Below are 13,672 nucleotides of genomic sequence, written 5' to 3'. Positions count from 1 at the left end.
CTAAGAATAGCTCCTTTTTTCGATCCACTCAACCGCCGCGACGCGAGCCTCTTCGTCGACCCGCTGTAAGGTCTCGAGATCGCTAGCCGCAATCGGCTTGTGTGCGTCGATCGCAGCCTCCACGCACCGCCAGATGGCGGGAAAAGGAATCTTCCTCTGCAGAAATGCGGCAACCGCAACCTCGTTTGCGGCATTGAGCACGCAGGGAACCGTCCCGCCCACTTCTCCCGCCCGCCGAGCCAGTCGGAGCGCGGGGAAACGTTCGTGATCCGGTTCCTCGAAGCAAAGTCGGCCTACGCTCGCCAGATCGAGGAATCGCACCGGGCTCGGGAGGCGCTCGGGATAGGTAAAAGCATATTGAATCGGCAGACACATGTCGGAATGGCTCAACTGGGCAATCTGAGAACCGTCTATGAACTCGACCAGAGAGTGAACAATGCTCTGCGGATGGACGACGACATCGATCGCCGAAAGCGGCGCGGAGAAGAGCCAATGGGCCTCGATCATCTCCAGCGCCTTGTTGAACAAGGTTGCCGAATCAATCGTGATCTTCCTCCCCATTTTCCAGGTCGGATGATCCAATGCATCCTCCACCGTTGCCGACTCGATCCGCTGAGCGTCCCAGGTGCGAAACGGTCCTCCCGATGCGGTGAGGACGATTCGGCGCACTTGACGGAACGGACTACCCCCCAAACACTGAAAGACCGCGTTGTGCTCGCTGTCCACGGGCAAAATCGAGATCTTCCGCGCCTGCGCTTCCGCCATGACGATCTCTCCTGCCATGACGAGGACTTCCTTGCTGGCCAGCGCAAGACTCTTTCCGGTTCGAATCGCGGCCAAAGAGGGGCCAAGCCCCGCCGTTCCGACGATGGCGACGAGAACTAGGTCGGCTTCGACCTCGGCGACCATCTCGGATAGACCATCGGCGCCCTCATAGATCCTAGTCTTCCCAGGAAACCCCTGCCGCCAAGCCGAACCGGAAGGCGGGCAAAAGAGCCCAATTGCCCTTGGCCGAAACTCTTCTGCCTGTGCCCGCAACTCGTCGATCTGCCTGCCAGCCGCCAAGCCGACCACCTCGAGTCGCTCGGAAAGTTTCCGCGCGACGGTGAGCGCACTTTGGCCGATCGAGCCCGTCGACCCGAGGATCAGGACGCGCTTTTTCATGCCGCCTGGACGGCGGGCGGACAAACTTTCTCCTTGGCGAGCGAAACGATTCGAGAAAACTGCGCCGGCGAACGAACGGCGAGGTCGGCCATCACCTTCCGATCGATGGCGATTCCCGCTTTCATCAAGCCCTCCCAGAAACGACTATAGGTCATCCCTTCGGCCCGAGCCGCTGCATTGATCCTGGCGATCCAAAGGCTGCGAAACTCCCTCTTTCGTGTCTTGCGATCCCGATACGACCAATACTTGGCCTTGAACGTCGCATCTTTCGCGTACCGGTAGAGCTTGCTCCGTCTTCCGCGGAAACCGCTTGCCTGATCGACAACTCGCCTGCGCCGCTCGCGCGAAGCCGGTGCGTTCGTTGCTCTCGCCATAATTTCTTCCTTTCTTTCGCCTTGACCGCTCTAGCGGCTGCTCCCCATCCCGACTCTCCTCTGCAACCCATGGAGAGATCTCCTCGAAAAACCTGGGGATGTTGCCGGCTCCACGCTCGAAAGTCAAAAGGGAACGAAAGGATAGCGCCAGATCGAGGCGCTGGTCAAGCCAGCCGGAAGAGCTGCACTAGGCAAACGGGAGGCTGTCGCGCACGTGACCGACATCCTCGCTGCGTACATTCTTCGCCTTCCCCAGTCGCCGCATCCGTTTTCGATTCTTGCTCGATGCAAGATGACGCCGTCCCGCGCGGGGGGCAAGCACCTTTCCCCGAGCCGTAACCTTGAACCGCTTGACAACCGCCTTCTTGGTCTTTCTTCGAGCAATCGCTTTCGGCATATACTTTCCTTCGTTTCTCCCCTGGCCTGGGTCAGGCAAGCTCCGCTTCGCCCTCTTCCGTGTACTTGCGGGATCTCTTTTGCGCAGGGAGCGGGAGTAGCATCAAGACAATACTTCGACCGATCGGCTTGATCTCCTGGTCTGCGATCCCAACATGGCCGAGATCGTCGCGCACGCGCCGCATCAAATCGACCGCCAACTCCTTGTGGATATTCTCACGACCACGCAGCATCAGGTTGAAGCGCACCTTCATCCCCTTCCAGAGAAAGCCTTCCGCGTGCTTCAACTTGATCGCATAGTCGTGCGCATCGATATTCAGGTGAAGCTGTAGCTCCTTCAGCTTCGAGGTTCCCGAGCCCCCCTTCTTGGTGTCCTTCTCCTTTTTGGCCAGCTCATACTTGTATTTACCATAGTCGAGGATCTTGCAGACCGGCGGCCTCGCGTTGGGGGCTATCTCCACGAGATCCAGCATCCGACCGCGAGCAGCCGCCTGGGCCTCGCCCGCCGACATAACCCCCAAGGGCTTGCCGTCCGAGTCGATCACAAAAACCTCAGCCGCGCGGATGAACTGATTGATCCGCACGCGGGGCTGCCGCTGAAAAGAACGATACGGAGGTCGCACGCTAAAGAGACCGACTAGACACCTCGTCATCTACCTGTTCGGCAAATGCCATCAGGTCCATCGCACCGAGGTTCCCTCGCCTACGGCTCCGCACCGAGAGAGTCTTTGTAGATTGCTCGTTCTTTCCAATAACGGCCATATACGGAATCTTTTGCTTCTCGGCAATCCGAATCTTCGCATTGAGCGTCTCGTTTTTTTCGTCGACGCTCACCCGCAACCGACGATGGCGCAGGGCCGCAGCAGCTTCTCGCGCATAGTCGAGCTGCTGGTCGCTGATCGGCAATATCCGCACCTGCTCGGGTGCGAGCCAAACAGGAAAGTCCCCGCCGAAATGCTCGATCAAGATCGCCAGGAAGCGCTCCAGGGAACCAAAAGGAGCGCGGTGGATCATGACCGGGCGATGTTCCCGATTGTCCGCTCCGGTGAAGGATAGCCCGAAGCGCACGGGCAGGTTGTAATCAAGTTGCACCGTGCCCAGCTGCCACTCTCGTCCTAGGCAATCCCGCACCAAGAAATCGATTTTTGGTCCGTAAAAGGCGGCTTCTCCCTCCTCTTGGGTAAAGGCCAAGCCGGCTTGCCGGATGGCCGAAGCCAGCGCTGCTTCGGCCTTCTCCCACAGAGCGGGCTCACCGATGTACTTCTGCAAATCCGGCCCCCGCAGGCCCAGCCGGACCCGACAGTCGCGCAAATCCAGCGCGGAAAGTACTGTCCGAACTAGCTCCAAGCAGCCACGCACCTCGTCCTCGATCTGGCTTTCGGAGCAGAAAATGTGCGCATCGTCCTGGGTAAAGCCACGCAAACGAGTCATGCCTCCCAACTCTCCCGATTTTTCCCACCGATAGACCGTGCCGAACTCGGCGAGCCGGACCGGAAGCTCGCGATAGGAGCGCGGGCGGCTGGCGAAGATCCGCGCGTGCATGGGGCAGTTCATCGGCTTGAGGAGATAGCCCCCAACCAGACCAGACTTCACCCGATCGGCATACTCCGCGCAACGGCAACCTTCCCGCTCGAGGCTCTCCCATGCTGTAGGCTCGGGGATCGGAGGATACTGGGACTCCTGGTAGAACGGGAAATGGCCGGAAGTCCGATAGAGACCTAATTCCCCGATGTGAGGCGTAAAGACCGTTTCGTAGCCCTGCTTGGCCAGGAGATCCCCCAAGAACGCCTGGAGCTCTTGCCGGATCACGGCACCTCGAGGAAGCCAGAGAGGGAGACCAACCCCCACCGCCTCGTCCAAACAAAAGAGCTCCAACTCCCGACCAAGCTTCCGGTGATCCCGTTTCTTAGCCTCCTCCTGTCGCGCCATGTGCTCTTCAAGCTCGCGCTCGGTCGAAAAAGCCGTCCCGTAAACGCGCTGAAGCTGAGGATTGTTATCGTCTCCACGATAATAGGCGCTGGCCACGTGCGTCAGCCGTATCGCTCCGACCGACGCCGTGCTCTTCACGTGAGGGCCCGCGCAGAGGTCCAGGAACTCTCCGTTCTGGTAGAGCGTGATTGCTTCCTCATCCGGAATGCCTCGCAGGATGTCCAGCTTGAACTCGCTGGGCACCGGGCGTTCGGTCAAGGCACCCAGTCGTCCACGCAGAGCCAGCTTCTCCGCTTCCTGCCGGCCTGTTTGGATGCGGACGAACGGCTGCCCAGCATGCACGATCCGGCGCATCTCCTCTTCGATCCGCGGAAAATCTTCCGGCGAAATCCGATGGGGAAGGGAGACGTCGTAATAGAATCCATTCTCCACCGGCGGTCCTGCGGCTAGTTGCGCTTCCGGCCAGATCTCCAGAAGAGCCGTCGCCAGGATATGGGCTGCGGAATGACGCAGGGTTTCGAGCTCGGTCACAGTACTTCCTTCCTTTTTCCCATTTATCTCTAATCCCTATTCCGATCCCCGCAAGGCTATGCCCCGTCCCGACGATCGACAAGAAAAGGGGAATTTTCCTGCGCGGTTTACCGCTGCCTTGCGAGAATCAAAGTTCCAAGACCAACAAAGCAAACAGCCTTGGATTTGCAAGCTGCAAGAGAAAGTTCCCGGACGAAGCGCTCCGCCATTCTGGCGGGGCTAGGTTAAAAACCATCGGAGGGCAGGCTAGCCCCATGTCTCACAAAGTTCGTATCCGAGGCGCGGCGGATGGGCCTGGATGCAACGCGGGGCGCAGGTTTTCCCCCGGAGCTGTATGACGACATACGGCAAGGAGGGAAAACTAAGTCCGAACGAAGCAGTGAGGTCCATTTCGCAAGCCGCAGGCGAACGCTTGGGAGACAGGCGGGCTAGACCAAAGCAAGGCAATGCCGTTTCCCGAAAGGGCGCCTTGCCGCAGAATCCGCTCCGGCATAGCCTCGACGACGGCCACCGATGCTCGCCTACTACGTCGACAATCTGAGCCCCTATCTAGTCCGCTTCCCGGGCGGCTGGGGAATCCGCTTCTACGGGCTGGCCTATCTCGTGGGCTTCCTCTTCCTATGGTGGGGCTTACACTATCAGCGGAAGAAGGGCTGGCTTCGCTTGTCCCCCCGGCAGATCGACGACCTGGTCTTCTGGCTCGCTCTTGGAGGGGTCATCGCGGGAGGAAGAGTGGGCTACTGCCTCTTCTACGATCTTCCCCACATCCTCGCCCATCCTCTAGAGCTCTTCGCCCTCTGGCGGGGAGGGATGTCGAGCCATGGGGGGATTGCCGGCGTCCTGATCGTCCTTTTCCTGAGTGCCCGACGGTGGGCAGTGCCTTTTTTTCACCTGGCCGACGCCGTCGTCTGGTGTACGCCGGTCGGGCTCGGCCTGGGCAGGATCGCCAACTTCATCAACGGAGAGCTCTGGGGCCGACCTTCCACTCTGCCCTGGGCAGTAGTCTTCCCGGAAGCCCCGCCGATCCACGGATTGCCCGTGCCGCGTCACCCTTCGCAACTCTACGAGGCGGCCCTCGAGGGATTGTTTCTTTTCGCCTTGGTCTACTGGCTCCGGGCACGTGGATCCCGAGAAGGCACGGTCGCGCTCTCCTTCCTCGCCGGCTATAGCGCCGTTCGAATCTTCGCGGAATGCTTTCGCGAACCCGACGCCCAGATCGGCTTTTACTTTGGCTTCCTGACGCAAGGGCAGATCCTCTCAGGGATCACCCTGGTCCTCGCCGGCATCCTCTGGTGGATGAGAAGCCGACGATCCCTAACCCGTGTAGGATGAGAGGGGATCGCGGGGCTGCTCCAGACGCAGCAGCCAATACTCGATGCTGTCGACCAGCGCCTCCCAGGAGGCCTCCACGATGTTCGTCGACACACCGACGGTCGTCCAGCCGCTCGAACCATCGGAGGACTCCACCAACACTCGTGTCGCGGCAGCGCTGCCCCCCATCTGGCCCAAGATGCGAACCTTGTAATCGCGCAAGCCGATTCTAGCAAGCTCGGGATAGAACCGCTCGAGGCCGCCGCGCAGGGCCTGATCCAGGGCATGGATCGGGCCGTCGCCTTCCGCAACCGTGTAGACGGTCTGTCCCTTCACCGATAGCTTCACGGTCGCCTCGCATACCTCGTACTTCTTCGCTGGGAAGCGCCGGATGGAGACGTGATACTCCACCAATTGGAAAAAGGGAGAGAATGGGAGCAAGAGCCTGCGCAGGAGCAGATCGAACGACGCATCCGCCGCCTCGAATTCATAGCCCTTTGCTTCCCTCTCCTTGATCTGCTGAAGCGCCTCGCGGATTCGCGGGTCGTCCTCTCGGAGCACCAAGCCCAACTCCCGCGCCTTGAGCACGACATTGCTTCGGCCGGAAAGTTCGCCGACAAGGATCCGCCGGCGATTGCCCACGATCCCTGGGTCGATGTGCTCGTAGCTGCGGAAGAGTTTTCCAATCGCGTTGACGTGAGTGCCACCCTTGTGAGCAAACGCGCACCGGCCGACGAAGGGCGCCCGGGGATTTGGGGCGAGATTCGCGGTCTCATCCACAAAATAGGCAAGCTCTTGAAGACGGGATAGAGCTCCTGGAGGAAGAGCCCGTTTGTTGAGCCTGATCTCCAAGTTGGCGATCGTCGAGATCAAGTTGCAGTTGCCCGTCCGCTCCCCATAGCCGTTGATTGTCCCCTGGACTTGGGTTGCGCCCGATTGCACAGCGGCCAACGCGTTGGCTACCGCAAGCTCGCCATCGTTGTGAGTATGAATGCCGACCCGGCACTGGACTTTCTGCCCAGTCAGCCTCGTCAACTGCGCGATCGCCTCGGGTAGCGATCCGCCATTCGTATCGCAAAGAACCACCCAGTCTGCTCCCGCCTTGGAGGCCACGGTAAGGCAATCCAAGGCGTAGTCTGGATCGTCTTGATATCCATCGAAGGCATGCTCGGCATCATAGATCACCTCTTTGCCGCAAGCCTTAAGGAAAGAGACGGTGTCTCGAATCATCGCCAGGTTGTCCTCTGGAGTCACGCGAAGAACTTCCCGGACGTGGAGAAGCCAAGTCTTGCCGAAGACCGCCACCGCTTCGGTCCCCGCGTCCAAAAGCATTCGGATTTGAGGATCCTGCTCGACCGAAAGGCTCGCCCGCCGGGTGGCGCCGAACGCCACGATCCGGCTCCTTCGGAGAGGAAGGTGCGAAACCTCTTGGAAAAACGCAAGGTCCTTTGGATTGCTCCCCGGCCATCCTCCCTCGATATAGAGGATCCCGATCTCATCCAGCTTCTGCACGATCCGCAATTTGTCCAGAAGCGAAAAGTGGACATTTTCCCCTTGAGCGCCGTCACGAAGCGTCGTGTCGTAGATCGTCACAGCTTCCTCGGAACCAGGATCCACCTCTTTCCGGCTCGACATTGCTCCCACCTTTCTCGAAGAAAACCCCTGGACAAAGCGAAATCGAGAGAAGAAACTTCACAATGATGCAGATCCAATGGAATCCGCAAGGAATTAAGCTGACCGCGCCTCTTTACTCCTATATCGAAAAAAAATTACAAAAGCTCGAGCGCCACGAAGATAGAATCGTTGGAGCCCATGTCACGGTCCAGCACGATCCGCCAAAGGCTTCGGTAAACAAGCAGGCTTTCGTCGTTAAAGTCCATCTCTCCCTCCCCGGACCAGATCTTCACGCCGAAGACCACGGACACGACCTCTACCAAGCGATCGACTTGATCGCGGACCGTCTCGAGGGCCAACTGCGCCGCCGAAAAACCGAATTGACAGAAAAGCGAAGGCACGAGTCCCGCGAAGCGAAAGGGGAACTCCACTCCGAACATCCTCCCGAATAGGGAGGCATCCGTGCCTCTTGTGGGAATCGCCGAGCGCGGTGGTTTTCGCGACCCCTACGCCGCTTCAGCGGCTCCGCAGCCAATGCGCTGGAGCTCCTCACGGACTGCCGTCACCAGGACTTCCAAGTTAGCTCGTCCAAACGAAAAGGGGAGTCCGGCGGCCGCAAAGAGCTCAGGGAGAGGCTTCGCCCCCCCCAAGGCAAGAGCGTGCCGATAGGCATCCAAGGCCCCGGCAGGGTCAGCAAGTGATCGCCTCCAGAGGCCCAAGGCACCCAATTGGGCGATCCCATACTCGATGTAGTAAAAAGGATACTCGAAAATATGGAGCTGCCGGTGCCAAAGGGAACGCAAGACCCCTTCATAACCGCTCCAATCCTCTCTCCCGCCGAAACGCTGCAGCAACTCCTTCCAGGCAACGGCCCGTTCGTCCCGGCTATGGCCGGGATGCGTATAGAGCCAGTGCTGGAATCCATCGACGACCGCCATCCAGGGCAGAAAACGGAGAATTCCTTCGAGATGGTTGCGTCGAGCGCGCTGTAGCTCTTCTTCGCCGTAAAAGTTCCCCAAGTGGGGAGCAGCCAAAAGCTCCATGGACATCGATGCCACCTCGCAAAATTCCAAGGGGGCGGAGCGATAGGCATAAAGGGGTTGGGTGCGGGCAAGAAGGGTATGGAAAGCATGACCGCTTTCATGCAGCAGGGTTTCCAGGTCTCGGTGCGTGCCGACCGCGTTCATGAAGATAAAAGGCAGTCGCGCTTCGGATAGCGTACTCTGGTAACCCCCGGGCGCTTTGCCCTTTCGGTTCTCAAGATCGACCAACTCGCTTCGGCGCAACTGTCCGAAGAGATCTCCCAATGGCTCGTCTAAGGCGTATATCGCCTTTTCGGTCTTCTCCAAGAGTTCGGCGCAGGTGCGAAAGGGACGCAAAGGGGGCTTCCCCTCGGGATCTACGACCAGATCCCAAGGGCGAAGCCGGTCGATTCCGAGCTGCTTTTCCCGCCGTGCGTCCATCTCCCGGCAAACGGGTACCACGACCTCCTCGATCGCACGACCAAACTCGAGACAATCTGCTGGGGTATAGTCGAATCGCTCCGCGCGGGCAAAAGCGTAGCCCCGGTAGTCCGAAAGGCCCGCAGCAGCAGCAATCTCGCTCCGAAGGGCAAGAAGGCGATCAAAAATCTCCTCCAGTACTTCCGCGTCTTGCCCTCTGCGCTCGGCCATCTGCTCCCACGCTCTCCGCCTCCTCTCCCGATCCGGCTCCTCGAGCACCCTTCCCACCTGGGCGAGAGTCTGCTCCTTCCCATCGAAGCAGACGGTCATCGCCCCGACGATCTTCTGATATTGCTGAGAAAGCCGCGCCTCCTCCGTCTCCCGGGCAATATTCTCCTCACGAAAAAGGCGGACTTGCATTTCCACGCTTCGCCGCAGAACCCCATAGGACTCGGGAAGCGAGTCGACGCATCGATGCTGGCAAAACGCACGCAGGATTCCGATCTGCCGTGCTTTCCTCCACGGATCGACAACGGTCAGAATTTCCAAGTAGGCTTTTTCGCGCTCCGGATCGTCCGTCTGGCAGGTCATCGCGATGTAGCGCCTGGCCCGCACCTCGTCCATCACTGCCTGGACCTCATCGTAATGACCGAGCCAAGTCGCCAAAGCCGCTCCCGATCCGGCATCCCGAAGCTCCCGCTCGAGCCTCCCAAAATACTCCTCGAGTTCCGGAAGCGAGCAGAGGTCGACCACCGCAGGAAGAAAGGTTCGAGCCGCAAAGGCACCGACAGGGGCAAGCGTCTTCATTTGGAGGTTTAAGCCTGCATGTCTCACAAGCATTCTCCTGCGGCTTGCGAAATGGACCTGTCTGCTTCGTTGGGTCTTGGTTTTCCCTCCTTGCAGTATATCGTCATACAGCTCCGGGGGAAAACCTGCGCCCCGCCTTGCATCCAGGCCCATCGGCCCTCGCCTCGGGTACGAACTTTGTGAGACATGCAGGCTAACCCTTGCCATCGGAAGCAGAGGAGAGCAAGCTCCAATGAGGCTAGGTGAGAGACCCAACCGACTCCCAAAACCGAGTAAAGGCCTGCTCCCAATTCCAAGCTCGCCGAACCGCTTCCGCAGCTCTCTCCCGTTCCGCGAGAGATGGCGGGGAAACCAACAAGAGAGAAATCGCAGCGGCCCATTCTTCCCGAGAGCTGGCACGGCACGCATGACCGATCCCGAATTGGCGCAAGAGTTCCGGCGGCCCTCCCACGTCGGACACGACCACGGGCAGACCGGATGCCATGGCTTCCAGCACTGCGTTGCCGAACGTATCGGTCGTGCTCGGAAAGACAAAAATATCTGCCGAAGCATAGGCCTCGCTCAGTTCCCTGCCGGTCAGAACGCCGGCAAAGAGAGCGTCGGGCAGGAGCCGGGTCAACTCCCGGCGATAGGGGCCCTCCCCAACGAAGGCTAGAGTGAATTTCAATCCTCGGCTGCGCAAGGTTTCGGAGACCGCGGGTAAAAACCCCAGTTCCTTCTCCTTGGAAATCCGACCAACGTAGAGGAGTACGGATCCCGTCGCTCCCCTACGCTTCCAGAAATCGGCTTGCCGAAACGAGGGGTGGAAGGCCTGTACGTCAATGCCTCGCGGGAGGATCGCCAACTTTTCCTTGGGAAGTCCGCGCTTTCTCCAGGAATGAAGATAGGCGGACGAATTCACATAGGTCTTCGCCATTTGGCCGTAAAACCAGTCCATGTAACTCCACACCAGACCTTCCATCCGGGGATCTTGGCTGAGAAAGCGAGCGTACTGAGGGAAGTCTGTGTGGTAGATCCCCACCGTCCGCAGGCCAAGGATCTTCCCGATCGCCAACGCGCACAGCCCCATCGGACCCGGTGTACTGATGATCAGTTCGGTAAATCGCTCCTTGTGCACAAATTCCAAAAGGTCGAAAAAGGGAGGGAACGCGAGCTTCTGAAGCTCGTATTCGGGGATCGCGAACTCTCCGACCGGGGGAAAGTTCCGGAATGGGATTCCGTCAACTTTCGGATTGGCGCGCGAAGTCACGACGGTCAAGTCGGCCCCGGCTTGGGTAGCCGCCCAGGCCATCGCCTGAATCGTTCTTGTCACTCCGTTGACCTCGTCGAGCGTATCGGTGAACCATGCCCGCTTGCACGAGGCGATTTCCGCAGGCGGGGCGGAGAGATACCGGCGACAGAGGTCCCGTAGAAAGCGCCGATCAATCCATTGACGCTCAAAGGCGAGAAGATGGGGAGCCGCTGCCGCCATCACGGGCAGCAGCCCGGCGAGGGATTGGAATGCCTCGAGAATGCTTCCTCGTCCGAGCTGAGCGACGGCGCCGCCGACGAGACGATAAGCCAACTGATTCACCAGATAAGAGGCAACGCGAAACGATGCGTCCGCTGGCGTCGCAGCCCGCCCGATGATGCGATCGATCTCCCTACGAACCTCATCATTGGTGAAGAACACGGCAAAGGCCCGCACCAGCGTGCCTTCGCCCGGCTTGAGCAGTTCGAAAACCTGCCCGCTGCGCACCGCTTCGGCCAGATGGCCAATTCGTTCCCCAAAGGAAAACGCCGTCGGATTTTTCCCGGAGACGAAACGCTCTGCGATCTTTTGCACGAGCGCCGCCGCCAACGGCGCCGATTGCCGAAGCCGTTCCTGGGCATATTGGAACCCTAGATTGTAAAAGGCGATGGAGACGCGCGCCGGGTCTCCCGGCTCTCCACCGCCCGTTCTGCCGTTCCCGGCAAACAGCGCGCCAAAATAACCCTCTAGGGTCCCATCGTCGTCGACTTCCGTCCATAAGGTGCCGAGGGCAAGCCCGCCGTGATCATTCGATCCCCCCACGAAACTTTTTCGATGGCAATCCTCGTCTAGAGGGGCAATCCCTTGTCGTTCCGACATCTCGACGATTCGCTCGGGTGTGAGGGAAAGCAGACAGAGACGGGCGATCTCCTGCGGCAATCCGGGCCGGCTGCCATCCGCCGTCTCAAAAGCACGAAAAAGCAAAATCAGCTTCTCGAAGTGATCCGGCAAAAGCTTCCCGTTGAGGTTTTCCAAAGGGTGAGCTACCGCATGAGGGATCTTGTTTGCATGGAGAAAGGAGGCCAACTCTTCGATATTGGGGGCGAGCTGCTGGATGCGGGCGTGGTCAGGCTCGTCAATGTTCCAAACCAGCAGGTGAATCTCGCATCCGTCGGAAAAGAATGTCGTGACCTCCTCGCTCAGAAAGACGTCGGGATGTCGTTCCCTCATCTCCAAGCAACCGTCGATCCGATCATGATCCGTGATCGTCTTCCACGTCATGCCCGCGGCAGCAAGCCTCCGATAGAGCACCTCCGGATCGGTGTAGCTCTGCCGGCAGCCCACCCTCCGCAAGATCCATTCCGACGGCCGGTCGGAATAACGAGAATGAAGATGGAGATCAACTCGAGACATAACGAAGATAGGTCAACGGCCGACACTGCCGATCCAGAGCCTGCTTGATGACCCATTCAATCTGGGTACGAATCGGACGATAGGTAAAATCCGACGGGTGCAAGCTCACCCGGACCACGCTCCGGGAGGCACGCAGGGAAAGCAGGCGATTCCAGGCGAGTGAGGTGGCCCTGCGCCAACCCGCCCGGGTGCTCCAGCAGTACGTCCGTGCGTCAGTCCAGCGCTCTTCCGGACGCAAGCTCAAGATCCCGTTGATCCGCGTCGTGTACCGGAACCCTTCCCTAGCCAGAAGCTGCGGCAGGCAGGGATCCAACAGCCAGCCCGGGGCCACAAATCCTTCGGTCGCCCATCCCTGTCCCGCAAAAAGCTCGCGGGCTGACCGGAGGCGCTCCCTTGCGATATCCTGCGGCAAGTCGAAAAACTCGGCTTCTCGCCGGGTGTAGATCTCTGTCCAGAATCGGTTCCTCCACCCCTTTGCCCTTTGGTCGCGAGAGTGGAAGTAGCCGTGAACGACCGTTTCGTCCCCTTCCTTCCTTTGGAGGTCGATCCAACGACAGAACTCCAAATTCTCGTCAAAGGCCGGTCCCTGGTGATAGGCGGGAATGATGAGCAGGCTCGCCTCCTTCACTCCCCATTGGCGCAACTCCTCCCGCTGGCGGGCGACAAGAGCAAGAGACCCCGGATGGAGATCGTGGAGGGAGACGATCAGAGATGGCCACTCCTTCTCTTTCATTCCCGTGAGGGCCGATGGAGAGCGTAGAGCCGAGGACTTTCCCGAAGGTCCTTGATCACCGTGCAGAGATAAACCGATCCCGGGAAGCGGCCGGCATACTTGGTCACCTTTACTCGATCGACGACTCGAAACCCGTAGTGCTCAAACATCTTTTCCCCCCGGCGATGGTCGAAGACAACCACTTGGCCGTACACGGCTTTCTCTCCTTTTTGAACGAGATAGTCCAAGAAAGAATCGACCAGATGTCGGGTGCGTGAAACGCTCCGCCACGGGGCCAGCATATTAAAATGGAAATGGGGGATCCCCGGAAAACTGCGGGGCGCTTCCCTTCGGCCCCTCCAAAGCAGCCAGCGGAGATACCGACGGCTGGTGGGACCATAGGACGGATAGCGCACCAGCATCCGCAGGGACAACTGCACATTGTGAAGCGCGTGGTACCAAAACTTGGCAGATGACTTCCGGCAGCCCATGAGGTATCCGACGATGGTCCCCCCCGCCTCGCAAACCAAGGTCGATTCGGGCTCTTTGTCCGTATAGTAGGATGTCAGGTAGTCGGTAAAGAGCTCGCGATCTTCGAAGATCGCATCAATGGGAGAACCCAAGAATCCGGTCTCCGCGCAGACCTTGCGAACCCCCTCCCGATCGCTCGCCCGATAAAAACGGATCGTAACGGATTCCGTGGCCGTGCCTTTTCCCTCCGCGTCCGCGCTCATCTCCCCTCCTTCGT

The 13,672-nt window shown here is 59.4% G+C and carries 12 protein-coding genes; 2 read left to right on the top strand and 10 right to left on the bottom strand.

From position 1 onward, the window contains the following. From A37A_RS0107615 to thrS, 5 genes are all read right to left on the bottom strand, one after another. Positions 1-1,164, bottom strand: a complete 1,164-nt coding sequence (locus A37A_RS0107615; protein ID WP_018290925.1) for a 1-deoxy-D-xylulose-5-phosphate reductoisomerase — start codon at positions 1,162-1,164, stop codon at positions 1-3. Beyond that, a complete protein-coding gene (gene rplT / locus A37A_RS0107610; protein ID WP_018290924.1) occupies positions 1,161-1,538 on the bottom strand; it encodes a 50S ribosomal protein L20 in 378 nt (125 codons plus the stop codon). The genes A37A_RS0107615 and rplT overlap by 4 nt, the downstream gene beginning before the upstream one ends. 187 nt (positions 1,539-1,725) lie before the next feature. Then, positions 1,726-1,935 (bottom strand): 50S ribosomal protein L35, encoded by a 210-nt coding sequence (rpmI, locus tag A37A_RS0107605; RefSeq protein WP_018290923.1) that lies wholly within the window; start codon positions 1,933-1,935, stop codon positions 1,726-1,728. A gap of 31 nt (positions 1,936-1,966) precedes the next feature. Then, the gene (gene infC / locus A37A_RS0107600) at positions 1,967-2,587 is read right to left on the bottom strand and encodes a translation initiation factor IF-3 (RefSeq protein ID WP_081616214.1); all 621 of its coding nucleotides are present in this window, start codon (positions 2,585-2,587) and stop codon (positions 1,967-1,969) included. Further along, positions 2,559-4,394, bottom strand: coding sequence for a threonine--tRNA ligase (gene thrS, locus A37A_RS0107595; RefSeq protein ID WP_018290921.1), 1,836 nt, complete (start codon positions 4,392-4,394; stop codon positions 2,559-2,561). The genes infC and thrS overlap by 29 nt, the downstream gene beginning before the upstream one ends. A 513-nt stretch (positions 4,395-4,907) precedes the next feature. On the opposite strand from thrS, the gene lgt reads away from it, so the two are divergent. Next, positions 4,908-5,726: a prolipoprotein diacylglyceryl transferase gene (lgt, locus tag A37A_RS0107585; protein ID WP_018290919.1), complete on the top strand. Its 819-nt coding sequence runs from the start codon at positions 4,908-4,910 to the stop codon at positions 5,724-5,726. On the opposite strand, the gene cimA is transcribed toward lgt, so the two are convergent. Next, positions 5,709-7,340, bottom strand: coding sequence for a citramalate synthase (gene cimA / locus A37A_RS0107580; protein WP_018290918.1), 1,632 nt, complete (start codon positions 7,338-7,340; stop codon positions 5,709-5,711). The two genes, lgt and cimA, sit on opposite strands and share 18 nt — an antisense overlap. A gap of 62 nt (positions 7,341-7,402) precedes the next feature. On the opposite strand from cimA, the gene raiA reads away from it, so the two are divergent. Next, positions 7,403-7,771: a ribosome-associated translation inhibitor RaiA gene (gene raiA, locus A37A_RS22015; RefSeq protein ID WP_196799539.1), complete on the top strand. Its 369-nt coding sequence runs from the start codon at positions 7,403-7,405 to the stop codon at positions 7,769-7,771. 54 nt (positions 7,772-7,825) lie between these two features. On the opposite strand, the gene A37A_RS0107570 is transcribed toward raiA, so the two are convergent. The 4 genes from A37A_RS0107570 to A37A_RS0107555 all read right to left on the bottom strand — a co-directional run bounded on the left by A37A_RS0107570 (position 7,826) and on the right by A37A_RS0107555 (position 13,658). Beyond that, a complete protein-coding gene (locus tag A37A_RS0107570; protein ID WP_231363822.1) occupies positions 7,826-9,595 on the bottom strand; it encodes a M3 family oligoendopeptidase in 1,770 nt (589 codons plus the stop codon). A 211-nt stretch (positions 9,596-9,806) separates the two neighbouring features. Then, complete coding sequence (locus A37A_RS0107565; protein ID WP_018290915.1) at positions 9,807-12,212, bottom strand: glycosyltransferase; 2,406 nt, start codon at positions 12,210-12,212, stop codon at positions 9,807-9,809. Further along, positions 12,199-12,945, bottom strand: a complete 747-nt coding sequence (locus A37A_RS18290) for a DUF2334 domain-containing protein (protein ID WP_018290914.1) — start codon at positions 12,943-12,945, stop codon at positions 12,199-12,201. Before A37A_RS18290 ends, A37A_RS0107565 begins: the two co-directional genes overlap by 14 nt. Beyond that, positions 12,942-13,658: a hypothetical protein gene (locus A37A_RS0107555; protein WP_018290913.1), complete on the bottom strand. Its 717-nt coding sequence runs from the start codon at positions 13,656-13,658 to the stop codon at positions 12,942-12,944. Before A37A_RS0107555 ends, A37A_RS18290 begins: the two co-directional genes overlap by 4 nt. Positions 13,659-13,672: the final 14 nt, after the last annotated feature.

Origin of the sequence: Verrucomicrobium sp. 3C, from assembly GCF_000379365.1 — a bacterium.
GTDB lineage: Bacteria > Verrucomicrobiota > Verrucomicrobiia > Methylacidiphilales > Methylacidiphilaceae > Methylacidimicrobium.
Note: the sequence above shows the minus strand (reverse complement) of the source record. Positions and strands in the feature narration are given on the sequence as shown.